Raw genomic sequence first — 19550 nt, 5'->3', positions numbered from 1 at the left:
GTCACGCCCCCTTTCCGCCGCGGTCGCGGCGTTGCGTCGGCTGCGTCACCCGGTCCAGCATCAGGCCCAGGCAGACGATCGCGGCGCCCGCTACGAGGCCCGTGGCGAGGTCGCCCTGCGCGAGGCCGAAGACGACGTCGTAGCCGAGCGCGCCACCGCCGACCAGACCGCCGATGATGACGACGGCGAGGACCAGGACGACGCCCTGGTTGACGGCGAGGAGGAGTGCCGGGCGGGCCAGCGGGAGCTGGACCTGGCGCAGCTGCTGCCACGTGGTCGCGCCCATCGAACGGGACGCCTCCATCGCGGCCGGGTCCACCTGGCGCAGGCCCTGCGTGGTGATGCGGACGACGGCGGGCAGCGCGTACACGACGGCCGCGGCGACCGCCGGGGCGCGGCCGACGCCGAAGAGGGCGACGACCGGGATCAGGTACACGAACTGCGGCATCGTCTGGAAGACGTCCAGGACCGGGCGGAGCAGTCGTTCCAGGCGTTCGCTGCGGGCCGCGGCGATGCCGATCGCGACGCCGAGGACCAGGGTGACCAGGACCGCGGCGATGACCTGCGACAGGGTGTCGAGGGACGGCTTCCACACGCCGAGGACGCCGATCGCGGCCATCGCGAGGACCGCGGTGAGCGCGGTGCGCCACGTGCCGATCAGCCAGGAGAGCGCGGCGACGATCAGCAGTACCGACCACCAGGGCAGCCAGGTGAGGCCGTCGCGCACCGGGTTGAGGACACCCGTGGTGAAGTGCGCGGCCCAGTCGGCGGTGCCGCCGATGTACGGGACGCCGGAGTACAGGTGGTCCGTCATCCAGTCGACGGCGTCGTTGACGGGCGTCGCGATGTTCAGGGTCCAGGCGTCGGGCCAGTCGAGGCGGTCCATGAAGCGGGACGCCAGGGCGACGACGACGGTGCCGAGCGCGACGACGCCCCACTTCCAGGGCGCCGGGGCCGACTCGTGCGAGCCAAGCCGCGCCCCGGCCGCGGCCGTGACCCGGTCCAGGATCACGGCGAGCAGCACGATCGGGATGCCGGCCGCGAGCGCGGCGCCGACGTCGACGGAGGCGAGCGCCTGGTAGACGCGGTCGCCGAGGCCGCCCGCGCCGATCACGGACGCGATGACGGCCATGGAGAGCGCCATCATGATCGTCTGGTTGAGGCCGAGGAGGAGTTCCTTGCGGGCCAGCGGGAGGCGCGCGCTCAGCAGGCGCTGGCGGGCCGTCGCGCCGAGCGAGGTGACGGCCTCCATCACGCCGCCGTCCGCGGAGCGCAGGCCCAGCGCGGTGAGGCGGGCCATGGGCGGAGCCGCGTAGATGACCGTGGCGAGCACGGCAGCGGGGACGCCCATGCCGAAGACGAGGACGACCGGCAGGAGGTACGCGTACGCGGGCAGCACCTGCATGGTGTCGAGGACCGGGCGCAGCGCCCGGTACATGGTGTCGCTGAGGCCCGCGGCGAGGCCGAGGACCGCACCGAGGAGCACCGAGGCGAGGACCGCGATCACCATGAGCGCCAGCGTCTGCATGGTGGGCACCCACATGCCGAGGGCGCCGCACGCCAGGAACGCGACGACGGCGGACGCGGCGAGGCGCCAGCCGGCCACGCGCCAGGCGATCAGGCCGGCGGCGGCCGTCACACCGGCCCAGCCCGCGGCGAGCAGGACCAGGTAGACGGCGCGTACGGAGAGGACGACGGCGTTGCTGACGTAGCCGAAGAAGTACAGGAACAGCGGGTGGCTGTCCCGGTTGTCGATCACCCAGTCCGTGGCGTTGCCGAGGGGTTCGGTGAGGTCGACGGTGAGGGCGTGCGGCCAGCTGCCGCTGGACCACTTGGCGTGGGCCAGCGGGATCAGGATCGCGGCGGCGACGGCGAGCAGCAGGATCTTGCCCAGGGCGCGGTTGCGCCACAGCGGATGGGGCCGCTCTCCCGTGCTCTTGGCCGGGGCGGCCGTTACGGCGGCAGCCATCAGACGGTCCCCTCGTCGCCCTCGCCCGCCGGCGGCTCAGCCTTCTCCTGCGCATCAAGCCCCTGCGGCGATTGAGCAGCGGGGTCCGGGGCGGAGCCCCGCGGCGTGGGGACGGCTCCCGTGTCGGGCGCCGTCCCGGCCACCACACCCAGCAACCGCTCGTGGTCGACCACGCCGACACACTCCCCGCCGTCCACCACTCGCACCGCGAACCCGCTGGAAGCAACCGCCTCGATCGCCTCCGACACCGTCGCGTCGGCCGCGATCGACGGACCACGGTCCGCCTCGTCCGCATCGGCGGGACGCATGGCCCGCCGCACCGTCATGACCTGCTCGCGCGGCACGTCACGGACGAACTCGCGGACGTAGTCGTCGGCGGGCGCGCCCACGATCTCCTCGGGGGTGCCGAGCTGGACGACACGGCCGTCGCGCATCAGCGCGATGCGGTCGCCGAGGCGCAGCGCCTCCTGGAGGTCGTGGGTGATGAAGACCATCGTGCGGCCCTCCTCACGGTGCAGGCGCACGACCTCCTCCTGCATGTCGCGCCGGATCAGCGGGTCGAGCGCGCTGAACGGCTCGTCGAACAACAGCACTTCCGGGTCCACGGCCAGCGCGCGCGCCAACCCCACCCGCTGCTGCTGGCCGCCGGAGAGCTGGCCGGGGCGGCGCTGCTCCAGGCCGTCGAGGCCGACCTTCGCGACGACCTCCGCGGCCTTCGCGCGGCGCTCGGCGCGGCCGACGCCCTGGATCTCCAGGCCGTACGCGACGTTGTCGAGGACCGTGCGGTGCGGCAGGAGGCCGAAGTGCTGGAAGACCATGGCCGCTCGGTGGCGGCGCAGTTCGCGCAGGCGGGACTTGTCCATGCCGAGGACGTCCTCGCCGTCGATCTCCAGCTTCCCGGACGTCGGCTCGATGAGCCGGGTCAGGCAGCGTACGAGGGTCGACTTGCCGGAGCCCGACAGGCCCATGACAACGAAGACCTCGCCCCTCTTCACGTCGAACGAGACGTCGCGCACGGCGGCCGTGCAGCCGGTCTTCGCCCGCAGTTCGGCGGCGCTCAGGTCCGTCAACTCGGCGTTGTCCGGAACGCGTTCGGCCTTGGGGCCGAACACCTTCCACAGATTGCGCACGGAGAACACGGACTCGGAACCGGACTCGGTCCGCTTGCCGGCGTCCGCCGGAGTCACGGTCGCGCTCATCACGCTTCACCACCCAACAGCTCGGCGCACTTCTCCCCGACCATGAGCACCCCGATCATCGGGTTCACCGCGGGCATCGTCGGGAAGACGGACGCGTCTGCGATTCGGAGGGAGCGCAGCCCACGGACCTTCAACTGGGGGTCTACCACGGCGAGTTCATCGTCCGCAGCACCGATGCGACAAGTGCCCGCGGGGTGGTAGACGGTGTGCGCGACCTTCCGCGCGTACTCGCTGATCGCCTCGTCGTCCACGACGTCCGGACCGGGGCACACCTCGCGCTTGAGCCAGCCGGCCAGCGGCTCGGTCTTGGCGATCTCGCGGGCGATCTTGATGCCGTCGACGAGGGTCTGCCCGTCGTAGTCGTCCTCGTCGGTGAAGTACCGGAAGTCGAGGGCGGGCTTGACCTCGGGGTCCGCGCTGGTCAGGTAGACGCGGCCGCGGCTCTTCGGCTTGGGGATGTTCGGCGTCATGGACACCCCGTGCTCGGGCCTCTCGTAGCCGAGGCGCTCCGGGTTGTCCGTGAACGGGATTTGGTAGAAGTGGAACATCAGGTCCGGGCCCGCGGCCTCGGGGTCCCGCTGGATGAACAGGCCGGCGTCGCTGTCCATGGCGCTGTTCTCGGGGATCGGGCCGTTCGTCTCCCAGACGATGACCGACTCCGGGTGGTCGAGCAGGTTCTCGCCGACGCCCGGCAGGTCGTGCAGGACCGGGATGCCGAGGGCTTCGAGGTCGGCCTTCGGGCCGATGCCGGAGTGCATGAGCAGGCGCGGGGTGTCGACGGCGCCCGCGCAGACGAGGACCTCGGTGTTCGCGGATATGAGCCGCTCGACACCGTCCTTGCCGCGCACGCGCACGCCGCGCGCGGTCAGCCCTTCGTCCGAGGCCTCGAACTCCAGCTTGTACGCCCAGGTCTCCAGCATGAGCGTCAGGTTGGGGCGGTCGCCCGCCTCCATGTGCGGGTGCAGGTACGCCACCGAAGCGCTGGAGCGCTTGTTGTTCTCGGGGTGGTACGCCAGGTCGAAGAAGCCGACGCCGTCCTTGAACGGGCCCTTGTTGAAGCCCTCCACACGCGGCACGCCGGTCGTCGCCCGCGCGGCCTCGACGAAGTCGCTCGCGATCGCGTTCCGGTCCTTCGCGTCGACCGGCACGATGTTGTTGCGCAGCTTGGCGAAGTACGGGTCCATCGCCTTGTGGTCCCAGCCCTCGGCGCCCGCGGCCGCCCACTCGTCCCAGTCGCCCGGCAGCGGCTTGAACGAGATGAGCGTGTTGTGCGAGGAGCAGCCGCCGAGCACCTTGGCGCGGCTGTGCAGGATGTGCGAGTTGCCGCGCGGCTGCTCGGTGGTGGTGTAGCCGTAGTCGAGGTCGCCGCCGAGCAGGCCGAGCCAGCGGCGCAGCGTCAGCACGTCGTCGCGGTCGATGTCGCTGGGACCGCCCTCGATGACCGCGACGGTGACGTCCGGGTTCTCGGTGAGGCGGGAGGCGATCACCGATCCTGCGGTGCCGCCACCGACGATGACGTAGTCGTAGGTGCTTTCGGGCATGGTTCAACTCCTGTACGCAGCACGGTGCCTGACGCTGTGGCGCGGCACCGTGCTCCGCGTGATGGGGACGGGGGTGTGCTCGGAGCGGGTGGGTGTCAGCCCGCGAACCAGCGGACCGGCTTCGGCGCCAGGTTCTGGTACACGTGCTTGCTCTCGCGGTACTCGGCGAGCCCGGCGGGGCCCAGCTCGCGGCCCACGCCGCTCTTTCCGAAACCGCCCCACTCGGCCTGCGGCAGGTAGGGGTGGAAGTCGTTGATCCACACGGTGCCGTGGCGCAGGCGGCGCGCCATGCGGCGGGCGCGGCCGGCGTCGGTGGTCCAGACGCCGCCGGCGAGACCGTACTCGGTGTCGTTGGCGAGGGCGACGGCCTCGTCCTCGGTGCGGAAGGTCTCGACGGTGAGGATCGGCCCGAAGGTCTCCTCGCGCACGACACGCATCTCGCGGTGGCACTGGTCGAGCACGGTCGGCTCGTAGAAGTAGCCGGTGGCGGGCCGGACGTCGGACGGCTCGGGGCGCTTGCCGCCGCAGCGCAGCACGGCGCCCTCGGCGAGCGCGGAGGCGACGTAGTCCTCGGTCTTGTCGCGCTGCTGCTCGCTGACCAGCGGGCCGCACTCGACGTTGTCCTCGGTGCCGCGGCCGAGGCGGATCTTCTCGGCGCGGCGGGTGAGCTCGGCGACGAAGCGCTCGCGCACGGACTCCTCGATGATGAGCCGGGAGCCGGCGGAGCAGACCTGGCCGCTGTGGATGAAGGCGGCGTTGAGGGCCTGGTCGACGGCGGTGTCGAAGTCCTCGTCCGTCTCGCAGGCGTCGGCGAAGACGACGTTGGGGTTCTTGCCGCCGAGTTCGAGCGCGACCTTCTTGACGTCGGCGGCCGCGGCCTGCGCGACCTTGGTGCCGCTGACCAGTCCGCCGGTGAAGGAGACGAGGTCGACATCGGGGTGGTCGGAGAGGCGGGCGCCGACGGTGGCGCCGGGGCCGGTCACGATGTTGGCGACGCCGGCGGGGAGCCCGGCCTCGACCAGCAGCTCGACGAGCACGACCGTCGTCAGCGGAGTGATCTCGCTCGGCTTGATGACGAAGGTGTTGCCCGCGGCGAGCGCCGGGGCGATCTTCCAACTCGCCTGGAGGAGCGGGTAGTTCCAGGGCGTGATCATCGTGCAGACGCCGACGGGCTCGTGCACGACGACGCTGTGGATGTCGTCGGAGCCGGCGTCTACGACGCGTCCGGCGCCCTCGCCGATGACGAGGTCCGCGAAGTAGCGGAAGGCGTCGGCGACGCAGTCGACGTCGACGCGGCCCTCCTCGACGGTCTTGCCCGCGTCCCGGCTCTCCAGGAGGCCGATCTTCTCCCGGTCCCGTACGAGGAGGTCGGCGACGCGGCGCAGCAGCGCGGCGCGCTCGGCGACGGGCGTCGTCGGCCAGGGGCCCTCGTCGAAGGCCCTGCGGGCGGCGGCGATCGCGGCGTCCGCGTCCTCGGTGCCGCCCTCGGCGATCACGGCGAAGGGCTTGGCATCCGCAGGGTCGAGGATCTCGCGCGCGGCCCCTGCTGCGGCCCCGCGCCACTCTCCGTCGACATGAATGGTGTTCTGCACTGACACGACCTGCTTCGCCTTCCGTTCCGGGAATGTCCCCCGAGCACCGCAAAACGCCCTCTCGGCGTCTCTACGGTGACGATGCAGGCCCCTGCCCCGGCGGACGGGAAGCATGCCCGTGCGACACCAAAAGTGTGCTGAGTCACGGCACGCCACGGGGGCGTGCGGCGACGCAGCGTGAGAGCGGGGCGCTTCGTCCCCGCTCTCACGGCTCTCTCACTCCTGCGCGAACCGCGACAACGCGACGGCGAGCCGGTTCCGCTGCTCGGGCCACTCGGACTCCGGGCCCGCGACGAGCACCGCGTACTGCTTGCCGCTCTGAGCGGTGAACGAGAAGTCGACCACCTTTCTCCGGGCGCCCAGCTTCTCGCTGTCGTACGCGTAGACGAGCTCGGCCGCGTCGTCGGTGACCTCGTCCGAGGCTCCCTCGGGGGCCGACGCCTCCTCCAGTGAGACCTCCTCGTACCCGTCCTTCGCAAGGCTGTCCGCAAGAGTCCCGGACGCGGCCTGGAGCGATTCGAGCGGTGTGGTGTCCGGCTCCGTGATGGTGAAGATCTGGATGAGCGAGGACTCGTCGGGCGACGTGTAGAACACCCCCTGCTTGCTCTCGCTGCGGTCCCAGCCCTCGGGCACCGCGAGCGCGAAGCCCGCCTGGTCGGCCACCTGCCGGTAGCCGGCGGGGAGCTCGCCGCTCGGCGAGGGAGTGGGAGTGGCGGACGTCGGAGCGGGGCTGGTGGGCGCCGGGGACGTGCTGGGCGGCTTCGGATCCGGCTGCGGCTGCGGGTCGTCCCCGCGGCCGAGCAGCACCACCGTCGTCGCGACGGCGGCGCCGAGCACGGCCGCGCCCAGCAGCACCAGGGCGAAGCGCCGGTTCCGGCCGGGCGACGGCGGGGGCGGCTCCTGCTCCTCGGGTCCGGGCCAGGGCGCGGGCGGGGCGAAATCCGGCCGCGGCGGAGGCGGCGACGAGACCACCCCGGGGCCCGAACCCGCCTCCTCCCAGCGCTGGGTCTCCTCGTTCCAGTGGCGTCCGCTCATCTCAGGTTCCCCAGCATCCCGGCCACCGTCCCGGCCGACGCGAGCAGCGAGACGACCGACTGCGAGTCGCCGAGCAGCGCGCGCAGCCGCTCGATCCGGCTCGCCGGGGCCCGGCCGGTGCGGGTGATCTCGCCCTCCGTCTCCGCGAGCTCGGCGTCGAGGGTGCGCACCTGTCCGTCCTCGTCCCGGAGCCGGGGCAGGTCGGCGCGGAGCGCACGCACCGCCTCCAGCAGCTCCCGCATCGCCTCGTCGGTCTGCGGCGCGCTGTTCGTGTGGCTCTCCGCGCGGGCGTGGCTGCCGATGGCGAACGTGCTGCCGTGGACGTCACCGATGTTGACCGAGGGCTCGTCACTCGCTGTCATGATCCTCGGATCCCTTCTCGTTCTTGGTGGTGCCGTCGGTCGCTCCCGACGTCGCGCGGGCGTGGCTGCCGACGGCGAAGGTGGAGTCCTCGACCCGGTCGATGTTCACGCCGCCGCTGCTGATGTTCACGATCTTCTGGACGAACTCGCCGGTCCGGTAGCCGGATTCGGCGAGCGCGTGGAGCACTCCGTTGGCGATGCGGTCCTGGATCGACTTGAGGTAGCGCTCGACATCCATCTGCTGGAACAGCGAGCCGGGGCCCTCCGAGCCGAGCTCGCGCACCGACTCGGCGGGGCCGTCCGGCAGCGCGCTGCCGTGCCCGCCGGTGAGCACCTGCCAGCCGTAGCCGGCCCAGCGGCCGATGGTGACGAGGGAGCGCACGGGCGAACCCGCCACCCGCGCGAAGGCCCAGACGGCCTTGCCGAGCGGGTTGTTGTGGCGGAACTGGTGGGCGGTGCGGTCCGCGTTCTGGAACGGTTCGCGCAGCGGAGCGAGGACGTGCGGCGCGATCTCCAGCATCAGCATCCGGCCCTGCGTGTGGACGCGGACGAAGACGGTGACGACCAGCTCCTCCTCCCAGCCGCCGACCCGGATCCGCAGGAAGTGCCGGCGCTTCTCCGCGCCCTCCTCGACGGACCGGGTCCGGTGCGCCTCGAAGTCCTCCGGCCGGTAGGGGGCGTCCTCACGGTGCGCGAGGCCCTCGGCGGGCAGGAAGACGCACTCGTCGATCTCCAGCCAGCGCAGCCGGTCGCGCACGGTGGTGCCCGCGAACTCGGCGGGCAGCCGCAGCTGTTCGAGCAGCGGCCGGATCTGCTCCAGGATCTTCCGGTTGTTGATCGGCTGCTGCTTCTTCATCCCGTCGGGACGCAGCTCGACGGCGAGGGTCCAGGTGTCGACCGGTTCGCCGGCCCCGCAGAACGGGCGGTTCGCGTGGTACATGATCAGCGGTGCGTGCTGCTCGACCCTGATGCGCCGCTTCACTCGCTGGAAGCGGGCCCCCTCGGCGCTCTCGGCCGGGTCGGCGGTCGCGTCCCCGAACCGCGCCTCGGACAGCTCGGCCCCGAGCGCGCGTGCGAACTGGCTGCGCTGGGCGCCCACGCAGGCGGCGATCAGGGCGAGCAGGAGCAGCGTGAGCCAGCCGTGCAGGGCGTCACCGGAACCGACGCCCTGAGGAATCATCCAGCTCAGAGCGTCGGGCAGGACGTCGCTCAGGGCCGAGCGGATCTCGTAGGAAGTGCTGTCGTAGTCGTCCCCGCCGCTGGTGACCATGGCCACGGTGGAGATCAGCAGCATCACCAGCAGGAGCCGCCCCCACCAGCGCACGTACCAGGCGACCACCCGGCGGTAGATCGGCGGCCGCACGCCGGGCCCGCGGATCCAGACGCCGAGGGCGAGCAGCGCGGACGGCAGCAGGAACGCGAGGATCCAGTAGTCGGTCAGCGGCAGGCCCACCGCCCACAGGCCGAGCACCGCCCAGGACCAGGCGACCTCGATGCGCCGGGCGCGTAACGCGTGCGCGAGGACGCGGGCCGCGTCGAAGCCGAGCGAGGGGGCCGCGATGCGCTGCTCGTACAGATGCAGCTGCTCGATGACCCGGTCCCGGTAGCCCTGGTCGAGATAGGCGCCGGCGCAGAGCAGCCGGGTGGCCTCGCTGGCGTGCGGCGGTTTCGCCGACGAGGGCGGTCCCACCGCCCCGACGTCGGCCTCGGATGACGACTGCTGTGGAACATAGGCGGTGCTCACACCACTCCCCCGGTGCCATCGATGATGACTGTTCGAACTGCCCGTGTCCGTGCGGCAGTTGATGAGGGAAAAGCATAGGACGTAGCAGTGACATGCAGAACTGAATAGTCCGCATGACGTGTGGTGGGACCACAGAAAAGCGGCTGCCCCTCGGGCGCCCGGTTGTTCCGGGTGTCCGAGGGGCAGCCGCCGTGACCGCGCGGGTCACATGAGCGTCAGGCGTGGATCAGATCAGGCCCAGGCCACGCACGGCCTCGCGCTCGTCCACGAGCTCCTGCACGGACGCGTCGATGCGCGAGCGCGAGAAGTCGTTGATCTCCAGGCCCTGGACGATCTCGTACTTGCCGTCCTTCGTGGTGACGGGGAAGGACGAGATGATGCCCTCCGGAACGCCGTACGAGCCGTCCGACGGGATGCCCATGGAGGTCCAGTCGCCCTCGGCCGTGCCGTTGACCCACGTGTGGACGTGGTCGATCGCGGCGTTGGCGGCGGAGGCGGCCGAGGACGCGCCACGGGCCTCGATGATCGCGGCACCGCGCTTGGCGACGGTCGGGATGAACTCCTCGGCCAGCCACTTCTCGTCGTTGCCGATGGCCTCGATGGCGGGCTTGCCCGCGACCGTGGCGGCGAAGATGTCCGGGTACTGGGTCGCCGAGTGGTTGCCCCAGATGGTCAGGCGCTGGATGTCGGCGACCGTGGCGCCCGACTTCTTCGCGAGCTGCGTCAGCGCGCGGTTGTGGTCGAGGCGGGTCATCGCGGTGAAGCGCTCGGCCGGTACGTCCGGGGCGGCGGCCTGGGCGATCAGCGCATTGGTGTTCGCCGGGTTGCCGACGACGAGGATCTTGACGTCGTCCGCGGCGTGGTCGTTGATGGCCTTGCCCTGCGGCTTGAAGATGCCGCCGTTGGCCTCGAGGAGGTCGCCGCGCTCCATGCCCTTGGTACGCGGGCGGGCGCCGACGAGGAGGCCGACGTTGGTGCCGTCGAAGGCCACGTTCGGGTCGTCGGTGATCTCGATGCCCTGAAGCAGCGGGAAGGCGCAGTCGTCGAGCTCCATGGCGGTGCCCTCGGCGGCCTTGAGCGCCGGAGTGATCTCCAGGAGACGCAGTTTGACCGGCACGTCCGCGCCGAGCAGCTGGCCGGAGGCGATGCGGAAGAGCAGTGCGTAGCCGATCTGGCCGGCGGCGCCGGTGACGGTGACGTTCACGGGAGTGCGGGTCATGGCGTTCTCCGTAGGACAGCAGGTCAATTTGATCGATCTCTTGGTATCAAGAGATCCGTTCGTCAGGCTATCGCGCCCTGCCCGCACGGGAACCACAGGTACATGTGGCTCGCCCCACAGCACACTCGGCCGTGCCAAGGCCCGAACATGCGGACGGCCGCCGAGCCCCGGGAGAGAACGGGCTCAGGCGGCCGCCGTGGGGGTGCTACTGCGTACTCCCGTGGGGGTAGCGGTGCGCCTTCCCCGAAGTCGCGCACCCATGCGCACGGACACGCGCACGATCCTGCACTCGACCTAGCGGGTGCAGCCCCGCTGCCCGCCCGCGAGCGTCGCGCACGCCTTCACGTCGGAGGCCGCGTCGACGGCCATCATCGGCGTGTACGCGTCCGTGTCCGAGGCGCTGACCGTGACCTTCTTCGAGGAGTCGGTGCCCTTCTGGAGCCGTACGACGTCCCCCGGAGCCGCCCCCTGGATCCGGCCCCACGCCGCCTTGCACGTCTTGCTGTAGCGGACCTGGACGGTGACGGTGCCGATCACGGCCTCCGTCGAGTTCTGGGCGAGGTCACCGCCGCAGTTCATGGCCTCCGGGTCCTTGCCGCCGCAGCTCGCGCCGACGCACTTGACGCCCGAGGGCAGCTGGGTCGCGCTGGCGCTCGGCGAGGGCGACTTCGTGGCCTCGGGGCCACCGCCGTCGTTCCCCTTGAGCGCGAAGAAGCCGACGGCGAGGATCAGGGCCGCGCCCAGGGCCCCCGCCCCGAACATGAACAGCCGCCGCCGACCGCCGCCGGACCCGCGCGGGCTCTCCGGAGGGGTCAGCACGGGCGGCGGGCCGAACTGGTCGACGCTCGGCGCCGAGGCCTGCGGCGGCACGGTCGGCGAGACGGCGACGGGTCCTGCCTGCCCGGCCGACCCGGCCTGCCGCCCCGGTCCGGACGGCTTGGCCGACTTGCCCTGCTTGGCGGGCCTGGCGGGCTTGGTCCGGGTGGCCTGCGCGCCCTGCGGAGGACCTCCGAACTCGCCCAGCGCGGCCCGCGCCTGGGATATCCGGATGGCCTCCATGGTCATGTCGTGGCGCATCTCGGACCGGCTCCACGCGCGCTCCGCGAGCTCCCACATCGTTGTCAGATGGACGGGATTGGTGCCGGTCACCTCCGCGAGCGCGACGACGGCGCCCTTCGGGGCGAGCAGCCGGCCGTTCAGGTACCGCTCCCACGACGTCTTGCTGTACCCGGTGCGGTCCGCGAGCGCGGCGATGCCCAGGCCGCTGCGGTCCACAAGTCGGCGCAGCTGACCGGCGAACTCCCTGACCTGCGGGTCGAGTTCGTCCGGTAGCGCCTTCCAACGAGGCATATCGCCCTTCCCCCTCTTCCCCCGCGTGCCTGTTCCCCCGCGCCGCGCGTCGCGCTTCGGCCCCCACTGGCTACCCATTGGGATGCGGGAAACCTGGACGGCAGTTCCCGAGCCGGGGGCGTATGGGGTCATTCGACAGCGTGCACCGCGTTCCAGGTGCAGAAAACCCCAAGAACGTGCCGGAGATCACCACAAAAGGAGGCGGGGCCTCCAACAGGGAGGCCCCGCCGGTAACGTGGGGTGGTTCCGTGCTCACCGCACGGTGAAGAGCGCTTCGCTCAGCGCACCGTGAAGTGCAGGGTGTCCTGGAGGAAGGGGATCTTCAGCCACGGGTCGGGCTGCGCCATCATCGCCAGCAGCACGATGACGAGGCCGAGGCCCGCGCACGTGATCATGTCGGTGAAGCGCGAGCGCACGGCCAGCATCCCGACGTCCGGCAGCATCCAGCGCAGCACGGCCCCGCCGAGCAGCGCCACGCCCACCAGGATCGTGCCGACCCGGAACAGGCCGAAGGCGGTCAGCAGCAGTCCGAGCGCCGTCACCGAGAGGACCGCGATCAGCGGCCACTGACGGGCGGGCGCGGGCGCGTCGCCACCGGCGGCCCTGCCGCCGCCCTCCGGGCGCGCGGTGTCGCGCGTGAAGAGCGGGAAGCGGCGGCTGCCGGCCTTCTTCGGGCCCCCGGCGTCCTCTGCGGTTCCCATGGCCACTCCTCCGGCCGCGTCAGCCGACACCGTTCGCGTCCCGCTCGGCGGCCTCGACCACGTTCACGAGGAGCTGGGCGCGGGTCATCGGGCCCACACCGCCGGGGTTCGGCGAGATCCAGCCGGCCACCTCGGCGACGCCGGGGTGCACATCGCCGACGATCTTGCCGTTCTCGTCGCGCGAGACGCCGACGTCGAGCACGGCGGCGCCCGGCTTCACGTCCTCCGGCTTGACCAGGTGCGGCACGCCCGCGGCGGCCACGACGATGTCGGCGCGCTTGAGGTGCGCGGACAGGTCACGGGTGCCGGTGTGGCACTGCGTCACCGTCGCGTTCTCCGACTTGCGGGTGAGCAGCAGCGGCATCGGCCGGCCGATGGTGACGCCACGGCCGACGACGACGACCTCCGCGCCCTTGATCTCCACGCCGTGCTTACGGAGCAGCGTGATGATGCCGTACGGGGTGCAGGGCAGCGGCGCCGGCTCGTTCAGGACGAGGCGGCCGAGGTTCATGGGGTGCAGGCCGTCGGCGTCCTTGTCCGGGTCCATCAGCTCCAGGACGCGGTTCTCGTCGATGCCCTTGGGCAGCGGCAGCTGCACGATGTAGCCGGTGCAGGCCGGGTCCTCGTTGAGCTCGCGGACGACGGCCTCGATCTCCTCCTGGGTGGCCGTCGCGGGCAGCTCGCGCTGGATCGACGCGATGCCGACCTGCGCACAGTCGCGGTGCTTGCCGGCCACGTACTTCTGACTTCCGGGGTCCTCCCCGACGAGAATCGTGCCGAGACCCGGCGTGACCCCCTTCTCCTTCAGCGCCGCCACGCGGGCGGTCAGATCGGACTTGATCGCGGCTGCGGTGGCCTTGCCATCGAGAATCTGGGCGGTCATGGCGCCATTCTTTCAGGACGGCCGGGATTAGCCCAAGTTGCACTTGCACAACAGCCTCGAAGGCCCACTGGACAGAAGGGTGTCCGGTTTACGAGCATGATCCGCGCAGTGCCGCGGATCAGCGGCAGGGGGGACTGCCGCTCCGGGCGACCGCTAAGCCGTGGTGATCCTCCGCCGATCCGCTCCGTCCCCATCCGCTCTCCGGAGGATCACGCCATGAGTTTCGGCGACCCGAACAACCCCTACGGCCAGCAGCAGCCGCCCCAGAACAACCCGTACGGCCAGCAGCCCCCGCAGCAGCCCGGCCAGTACCCCCAGCAGGCCCCGCAGGGCGTCCCGCCGCAGCAGGGCTACGGCTACCCGCAGCAGCAGCCGCCCGGCCAGGGCTACGGCTACCCGCAGCAGCAGCCCGGCCAGCCGTACGGGGCGTACCCGCAGGGCGGTCCCGGCTACGGCAACTTCCCGCAGGCGGGCCCCGGCAGCCCGGCCTCGATGGGCCGCCGCTTCGGCGCCCGCCTGATCGACGGCGTGCTGATCGGAATCATCAACGCCATCCTCACCTTCGTGGGCGTCATCGGCTCCGCGTCCACGATCAAGGACTGCGACCCGTACGCGTCGGACTACCAGTCCTGCGTGGACGACGCCTCGTCGGGCGTGCTGGCCGCCACCTTCGCGACCGTCGGCGTCGTCTACCTCATCATGTTCCTCTACGAGTGGCTGATGATCGCCACCGTCGGCGCCACCCTCGGCAAGATGGCCGTCGGCATCCGCGTCGTCAACGCCGAGACCGGTGGCAAGCCGGGCTTCGGCGGGGCGCTCGTGCGCATTCTGATCCCGATCGCCGGTGTGATCGCCTGCGGCATCGGCCAGCTCCTCGTCTTCCTCTCCCCGTTCTGGGACAAGTCGGGCCGCCTGCAGGGCTGGCACGACAAGGCCGCGAAGACCGCCGTCGTCACGAACTCCTGACGCCGCGTCTCGTACCCGTACGACGAGAAGGGCCCGCCGGTCGCAACCGGCGGGCCCTTCTCGTGCGCCGACGAAGGTCGGCCGGCAGGACTCAGTGGAAGAAGTGGCGCGTGCCGGTGAAGTACATCGTCACGCCCGCCTTCTTGGCGGCCTCGACGACCAGCTCGTCACGGACCGAACCGCCCGGCTGGACCACGGCCTTGACGCCCGCGGCCGTCAGGATCTCCAGCCCGTCGGGGAACGGGAAGAACGCGTCGGAGGCGGCGTACGAGCCGCGCGCCCGCTCCTCGCCGGCCCGCTCGACGGCGAGCTTCGCGGAGTCCACGCGGTTGACCTGGCCCATGCCGACGCCGACGGAGGCGCCGTCCTTGGCGAGCAGGATCGCGTTGGACTTGACCGCGCGGCAGGCCTTCCAGGCGAACGCCAGCTCGTCCAGCTCGCCCGGGGAGAGGGCGTCGCCGGTCGCGAGGGTCCAGGAGGCCGGGTTGTCGCCGTCGGCCTGGAGCCGGTCGGTGACCTGGAGCAGCGCGCCGCCGTCGATCTGCTTCGTCTCGACCTTCGCGGCCGGGCCGTTCGGGGCGCGCAGCACGCGGATGTTCTTCTTCTTGGTGAGGGCTTCGAGGGCGCCGTCCTCGTAGTCGGGCGCGACGATGACCTCGGTGAAGATCTCGGCGACCTGCTCGGCCATCTCCTTCGTCACCGGGCGGTTGACCGCGATGACGCCGCCGAACGCGGACAGCGGGTCGCAGGCGTGGGCCTTGCGGTGCGCCTCGGCGACGTTCGAGGAGACGGCGATACCGCACGGGTTCGCGTGCTTGATGATCGCGACGCAGGGGTCGGCGTGGTCGTACGCGGCACGGCGCGCGGCGTCCGTGTCGGTGAAGTTGTTGTACGACATCTCCTTGCCGTGCAGCTGCTCGGCCTCGGCGAGGCCGCCCGTGCCGTCGACGTAGAGGGCCGCGCCCTGGTGCGGGTTCTCGCCGTAGCGCAGCACGTTCTTGCGCGCGTACGTGGCGCCGGTGAAGTCCGGGAAGCCGGAGTCGTCGGCGGCTGCGTAGTCATCGGCGAACCAGGCGGCCACGGCCACGTCGTACGAGGCCGTGTGCTGGAACGCCTCGGCGGCCAGGCGCTTGCGGGTGGCGAGGTCGAAGCCGCCCTCCTTGGCCGCCGTGAGGACGTCCGCGTACCGCTCGGGGCTGGTGACGATCGCGACCGACGGGTGGTTCTTGGCGGCGGCGCGGACCATCGAGGGGCCGCCGATGTCGATCTGCTCGACGCACTCGTCGGGGGTGGCGCCGGAGGCGACGGTCTCCTTGAACGGGTACAGGTTCACGACGACCAGGTCGAAGGGCTTCACACCGAGGTCGGCGAGCTGCTTCTGGTGGTCCTCCAGGCGCAGGTCGGCCAGGATGCCCGCGTGCACCTTCGGGTGCAGCGTCTTCACGCGGCCGTCGAGGCACTCGGGGAACCCGGTCAGCTCCTCGACCTTGGTGACCGGCACCCCGGCGGAGGCGATCTTCCCGGCGGTGGAGCCGGTGGAGACCAGCTCGACGCCCGCCTCGTGGAGCCCGCGCGCGAGCTCCTCCAGACCGGTCTTGTCGTAGACGCTCACCAGTGCACGGCGGATGGGCCGCTTGTTGCTTCCGGGGGTGTTTTCCGCGGTCACGGGATGACTACCTTTCGTCCCTCAATGCTGAAGCCGTTACGGGCGAGCCGCCCCACGACATCGACGAGCAGCGTGCGCTCGACTTCCTTGATGCGCTCGTGCAGAGCGCTTTCGTCGTCCTCGTCCCGGACCTCGACCACGCCCTGGGCGATGATCGGGCCGGTGTCGACGCCGTCGTCGACGAAGTGGACGGTGCATCCGGTGACCCTGGCGCCGTACGCGAGCGCGTCCCGCACACCGTGCGCACCGGGAAAACTGGGCAGCAGGGCCGGGTGCGTGTTCACGAACCGCCCGCCGAAGTGGGCCAGGAACTCCTTGCCCACGATCTTCATGAACCCCGCCGACACCACCAGGTCCGGCTCGTACGCGGCCGTGGCCTCGGCGAGCGCACGGTCCCACTCCTCGCGGGTGGCGTGGTCCTTCACGCGGCACACGAAGGTGGGCAGGCCCGCGCGCTCGGCGCGCTCCAGGCCCGCGATGCCCTCGCGATCGGCGCCGACGGCCACGATTTCCGCGCCGTACGCGTCGGTCCCCTCCGCGGCGATCGCGTCGAGGAGTGCCTGGAGGTTCGTTCCTGATCCGGAGACCAGCACGACGAGGCGCTTGGCCTTGGCCACGACGGGGCCCTTTCTAGGGGAGCTACGTTGCGCGGTCGGCCTGTACGGCGGCATCTTTGTGCGTTCGCATGAACGCTTCGCCTGTCCCGATACGGGGAACCCTACGAAGCGGCCGACCGGCAGCAACGATACCGGCACTGCCGACGGCCCCCACGGGACGGGGGATCAGGAGGGGCATTGCGAAGCAATCCTTTGGAAGGGCGGCGGTGGGCGGCGGGCGGGACGAGAGGTAGCGTCGGCGGAACGGAACGCTCGGCGGCCATCGGACGTTGACGTGGAGAACGCCACGTCGTGCCGCGCCGGGCGGCCCGTGACCGACGACCTAGGGGAAGACGCACATCTGATGCCGGACCGAAGCCTTCGCCTCACGCTGCCCGTCGGCGCCGTCCTGCCGCGCGAAGGCCGGCCCACGCCGCCGTCGCCGCAGTCCAAGGAGTCGGGTGGCATCAAGGACGACAATCCGTTCGCGCCGCCGCCCGAGGACGCGCCCGACCGCCCGTGGCAGCCGCGCCGCCCGGAGGGCTCGGACTCCGGCTCCGACCCGGGTTCCGGATCCGACTCCGGTTCCGGACAGAACGGCGGCCGTTCCCCGTGGGGCGGCCAGTGGAGCGACCGGCAGCCCGGCCCCGCCCGCGGCGGCCGCTTCGGCGACCGTCCGGGCAACGGCGGGGGCAACGGCCCCGAGGGGCAGAACGGCGGGCAGGGCCCCGGCCCCGGCGGCATGCGCTGGGACCCGACGGACCCGGCGCAGCGCCGCGCGCGCTTCGCCCTGCTGTCCGGCATGTGGGGCTTCTTCTTCGCCCTGTTCAGCTGGCCGTACGTGGCCCTGCTGCTCGGCGTGCTCGCCCTGTACTGGGGTGTCAGCGCCCTGCGCATGAAGTCCCGCCCGGCCGCCCCGGCGGACCCGGACACCCCGGCTCCCGCGACGCCGCGCCCCGCCGCGGGCTCCGAGGCCGCGCGCCCGCAGACAACGGCGGCGATCAGCGGCCTGGTCACGGGTGCGCTGGCGCTCGCGATGGTGGCGTCCCTGTTCACGGCGAAGCTGGTCTACAGCGACTACTACGAGTGCCGTGCGGACGCGCTGACCAACGCGGCGAAGAAGTCCTGCGAGGACCTGCTGCCGAAGGAGCTCCGCCCGTTGCTGGGTGAGCGCTGACCCACCCGGCCGGGACGCGCTCCCCCCGCTCCTCAGTCGCCCGAAGGGCTTGAGGGGCTTGAGGGGCTTGAGGGGCTTGAAGTGCTCGGCTCCTCGTCGAAGAAGTCGTAGAAGTCGAACGGCTCGTCCTTCGGCGGCTGCGCCGGTGCCGGCTGCTCGGCCCGCACCGGCTTCACCGCCTCCTCCGGCTCGTCGGCCGGCTCGTCGGCCCGGTTCCGCCGCTCCCGCCACCACCACACCGCGGACACGACCGGCACCCCCACCGCGCACATCCACCCCGCGGCCACCGCCCCGGTCAGCCACCCCACCGGTCCGAAGTCCGCGAGCGCCGACCGGCCGAGCGCCCCACCGGCGGCCCCGGCCAGGCACCCCATCGCCACCCCGCACAGCACCCCGGCCGCGGCCGCACAGCCCGCGAGCCGCCGCCACGTCCACCCCTCGCCGCCCCGCAGCACGAACACCGCCACGACGACTCCCGCCAGCACGGGGACCGCCCCCACGGCCCAGGTGAGCGGCGATCCGTCCCCCGCCTTCGGCACCGCCACGAGCAGCGGGAACGCGGGCAGCATCGCGGCCCCCGAGCTGCCCAGCGGCCCCACGGTGTACCCGGCCCCGAGCACGACGCCCGGCCCGAGCACGTACGCGGCGCCCCAGACGGCGGCGTTCGGGACCAGGCCCACGCAGAGCAGCAGCACCGCGAACCGTCCCGACCACGCCCCCGTGAGCTGCACGAACGACTCCCGCACCGCCTCCCCGTGCCAGACGAGCGCCACGGCCACCAGCAGCGCCCCGCCCGCCACCAGCGCGAGCACCCCGGCCGCCGCCGCCCGCACGACGACCGGCGCCACCTCCCGCAGGAACCCTTCCGGGACCCGCCGGGTCAGGGGCTCCGGCAGCGGCCCGTACGGCCGTCCGTGCGCCGTCCACACCCCGAAGCCCGCCGCTCCCACGGTCAGCACGACCAGGTGCGCCACACAGCTCACCCACGAGGGGCGCATCTCGCCCCCCGCGCAGTAGTAGGCGGCAGCCGACGCCACCGCCAGATAGCCGAGCGTCACCCCGGCCCAGGACCCGGCCACGGTCTCGGCCTCCTCCGCCGCGTCCCGCGCCGCCCGGTGCACCAGCCACAGCGGCAACGCGAGCAGCAGCAGAGGACTGACTCCCAGCGGCACGGGAACCCCGGACAGGGTGTCCGTTCTGATCACCTCGGCGCCGTGCGCCAGGAGCCACAGCGCGGCGGCGGTGTGCAGAGCGCCGCCGGAGCCGCTGTCGGGGAACGGCGAGCTGATCCACAGCACCATCACGAGGACGGCGCACGCGCCGAGCCCGAGCCCCGCCGCGAGGGCCCCGCGCAGAGCGCCCGCGACGGGGCCGGGAGCCCGTTCCCGCAGCCGGGTCAGGAGTACGGGCAACGACAGTCCATGGCCGGTCATTTGGGTCACGGGCCCATGCTCCCAACGACACGCCCTTACCTCGCGCAACAGGCGAAGCCCGGATGTGTCGCACAAGATACGTTTATGTTCTTTTTCGCGCGAAAGGGTGTGTGGAGT

16 protein-coding genes are annotated in these 19550 nt (G+C 71.9%); 2 read left to right on the top strand and 14 right to left on the bottom strand.

Features of this window, described 5'->3' with window-relative positions:
* Position 1: 1 nt before the first annotated feature.
* From ACY34M_RS08875 to ACY34M_RS08825, 11 genes are all read right to left on the bottom strand, one after another.
* The gene (locus ACY34M_RS08875) at positions 2–1969 is read right to left on the bottom strand and encodes an ABC transporter permease (protein ID WP_462716148.1); all 1968 of its coding nucleotides are present in this window, start codon (positions 1967–1969) and stop codon (positions 2–4) included.
* Positions 1969–3168 carry a quaternary amine ABC transporter ATP-binding protein gene (locus ACY34M_RS08870; protein ID WP_462716149.1) on the bottom strand — a complete coding sequence of 400 codons (1200 nt, stop codon included), beginning with the start codon at positions 3166–3168 and terminating at the stop codon, positions 1969–1971. The genes ACY34M_RS08875 and ACY34M_RS08870 overlap by 1 nt, the downstream gene beginning before the upstream one ends.
* A complete protein-coding gene (locus ACY34M_RS08865; protein WP_462716150.1) occupies positions 3168–4709 on the bottom strand; it encodes a GMC family oxidoreductase in 1542 nt (513 codons plus the stop codon). The genes ACY34M_RS08870 and ACY34M_RS08865 overlap by 1 nt, the downstream gene beginning before the upstream one ends.
* A gap of 95 nt (positions 4710–4804) precedes the next feature.
* Positions 4805–6307 carry an aldehyde dehydrogenase family protein gene (locus ACY34M_RS08860; protein WP_462716151.1) on the bottom strand — a complete coding sequence of 501 codons (1503 nt, stop codon included), beginning with the start codon at positions 6305–6307 and terminating at the stop codon, positions 4805–4807.
* Between the two features lie 210 nt (positions 6308–6517).
* Entirely contained in the window at positions 6518–7336 is an 819-nt protein-coding gene (locus ACY34M_RS08855) for a hypothetical protein (protein ID WP_462716152.1), read from the bottom strand.
* The gene (locus tag ACY34M_RS08850) at positions 7333–7698 is read right to left on the bottom strand and encodes a hypothetical protein (RefSeq protein ID WP_462716153.1); all 366 of its coding nucleotides are present in this window, start codon (positions 7696–7698) and stop codon (positions 7333–7335) included. Before ACY34M_RS08850 ends, ACY34M_RS08855 begins: the two co-directional genes overlap by 4 nt.
* On the bottom strand, positions 7685–9442 hold the full coding sequence (locus ACY34M_RS08845) for a hypothetical protein (RefSeq protein ID WP_462716154.1): 1758 nt from the start codon (positions 9440–9442) through the stop codon (positions 7685–7687). The genes ACY34M_RS08850 and ACY34M_RS08845 overlap by 14 nt, the downstream gene beginning before the upstream one ends.
* A 226-nt stretch (positions 9443–9668) precedes the next feature.
* Complete coding sequence (locus tag ACY34M_RS08840; protein ID WP_462716155.1) at positions 9669–10661, bottom strand: malate dehydrogenase; 993 nt, start codon at positions 10659–10661, stop codon at positions 9669–9671.
* Between the two features lie 294 nt (positions 10662–10955).
* Positions 10956–12011 carry a helix-turn-helix domain-containing protein gene (locus tag ACY34M_RS08835; protein ID WP_462716156.1) on the bottom strand — a complete coding sequence of 352 codons (1056 nt, stop codon included), beginning with the start codon at positions 12009–12011 and terminating at the stop codon, positions 10956–10958.
* A gap of 278 nt (positions 12012–12289) precedes the next feature.
* Positions 12290–12712, bottom strand: coding sequence for a DUF3017 domain-containing protein (locus ACY34M_RS08830; RefSeq protein WP_462716157.1), 423 nt, complete (start codon positions 12710–12712; stop codon positions 12290–12292).
* A 19-nt stretch (positions 12713–12731) separates the two neighbouring features.
* Positions 12732–13595, bottom strand: a complete 864-nt coding sequence (locus ACY34M_RS08825) for a bifunctional methylenetetrahydrofolate dehydrogenase/methenyltetrahydrofolate cyclohydrolase (protein ID WP_462716158.1) — start codon at positions 13593–13595, stop codon at positions 12732–12734.
* 216 nt (positions 13596–13811) lie between these two features.
* Here ACY34M_RS08825 and ACY34M_RS08820 point away from each other — a divergent pair, with 216 nt between their 5' ends.
* The gene (locus ACY34M_RS08820; protein WP_462716159.1) at positions 13812–14561 is read left to right on the top strand and encodes an RDD family protein; all 750 of its coding nucleotides are present in this window, start codon (positions 13812–13814) and stop codon (positions 14559–14561) included.
* 91 nt (positions 14562–14652) lie between these two features.
* Here ACY34M_RS08820 and purH read toward each other — a convergent pair whose 3' ends face one another.
* Together purH and purN are read right to left on the bottom strand one after the other, a co-directional pair.
* Positions 14653–16227: a bifunctional phosphoribosylaminoimidazolecarboxamide formyltransferase/IMP cyclohydrolase gene (gene purH / locus ACY34M_RS08815; protein WP_462716160.1), complete on the bottom strand. Its 1575-nt coding sequence runs from the start codon at positions 16225–16227 to the stop codon at positions 14653–14655.
* Positions 16224–16898 (bottom strand): phosphoribosylglycinamide formyltransferase, encoded by a 675-nt coding sequence (gene purN / locus ACY34M_RS08810; protein ID WP_462716161.1) that lies wholly within the window; start codon positions 16896–16898, stop codon positions 16224–16226. The genes purH and purN overlap by 4 nt, the downstream gene beginning before the upstream one ends.
* A 289-nt stretch (positions 16899–17187) precedes the next feature.
* Between purN and ACY34M_RS08805 the strand changes: the two genes are divergently transcribed.
* A complete protein-coding gene (locus ACY34M_RS08805) occupies positions 17188–18000 on the top strand; it encodes a hypothetical protein (RefSeq protein WP_462716162.1) in 813 nt (270 codons plus the stop codon).
* A 32-nt stretch (positions 18001–18032) separates the two neighbouring features.
* Here ACY34M_RS08805 and ACY34M_RS08800 read toward each other — a convergent pair whose 3' ends face one another.
* Positions 18033–19433 (bottom strand): cell division protein PerM, encoded by a 1401-nt coding sequence (locus ACY34M_RS08800; RefSeq protein ID WP_462716601.1) that lies wholly within the window; start codon positions 19431–19433, stop codon positions 18033–18035.
* Positions 19434–19550: the final 117 nt, after the last annotated feature.

The sequence above is a fragment of the Streptomyces sp. EDA2-14 genome (assembly GCF_054963755.1).
This window is presented reverse-complemented; position numbering and strand designations above follow the sequence as displayed.

Coding starts and splice junctions, on each gene's coding strand:
- ACY34M_RS08805 (WP_462716162.1), top strand. CDS start 17,188: ATGCCGGACCGAAGCCTTCGCCTCACGCTGCCCGTCGGCGCCGTCCTG.
- ACY34M_RS08825 (WP_462716158.1), bottom strand. CDS start 13,595: ATGACCGCCCAGATTCTCGATGGCAAGGCCACCGCAGCCGCGATCAAG.
- ACY34M_RS08875 (WP_462716148.1), bottom strand. CDS start 1,969: ATGGCTGCCGCCGTAACGGCCGCCCCGGCCAAGAGCACGGGAGAGCGG.
- ACY34M_RS08840 (WP_462716155.1), bottom strand. CDS start 10,661: ATGACCCGCACTCCCGTGAACGTCACCGTCACCGGCGCCGCCGGCCAG.
- ACY34M_RS08800 (WP_462716601.1), bottom strand. CDS start 19,433: ATGACCGGCCATGGACTGTCGTTGCCCGTACTCCTGACCCGGCTGCGG.
- ACY34M_RS08855 (WP_462716152.1), bottom strand. CDS start 7,336: ATGAGCGGACGCCACTGGAACGAGGAGACCCAGCGCTGGGAGGAGGCG.
- purN (WP_462716161.1), bottom strand. CDS start 16,898: ATGCCGCCGTACAGGCCGACCGCGCAACGTAGCTCCCCTAGAAAGGGC.
- ACY34M_RS08850 (WP_462716153.1), bottom strand. CDS start 7,698: ATGACAGCGAGTGACGAGCCCTCGGTCAACATCGGTGACGTCCACGGC.
- ACY34M_RS08820 (WP_462716159.1), top strand. CDS start 13,812: ATGAGTTTCGGCGACCCGAACAACCCCTACGGCCAGCAGCAGCCGCCC.
- ACY34M_RS08835 (WP_462716156.1), bottom strand. CDS start 12,011: ATGCCTCGTTGGAAGGCGCTACCGGACGAACTCGACCCGCAGGTCAGG.
- ACY34M_RS08870 (WP_462716149.1), bottom strand. CDS start 3,168: ATGAGCGCGACCGTGACTCCGGCGGACGCCGGCAAGCGGACCGAGTCC.
- ACY34M_RS08865 (WP_462716150.1), bottom strand. CDS start 4,709: ATGCCCGAAAGCACCTACGACTACGTCATCGTCGGTGGCGGCACCGCA.
- ACY34M_RS08830 (WP_462716157.1), bottom strand. CDS start 12,712: ATGGGAACCGCAGAGGACGCCGGGGGCCCGAAGAAGGCCGGCAGCCGC.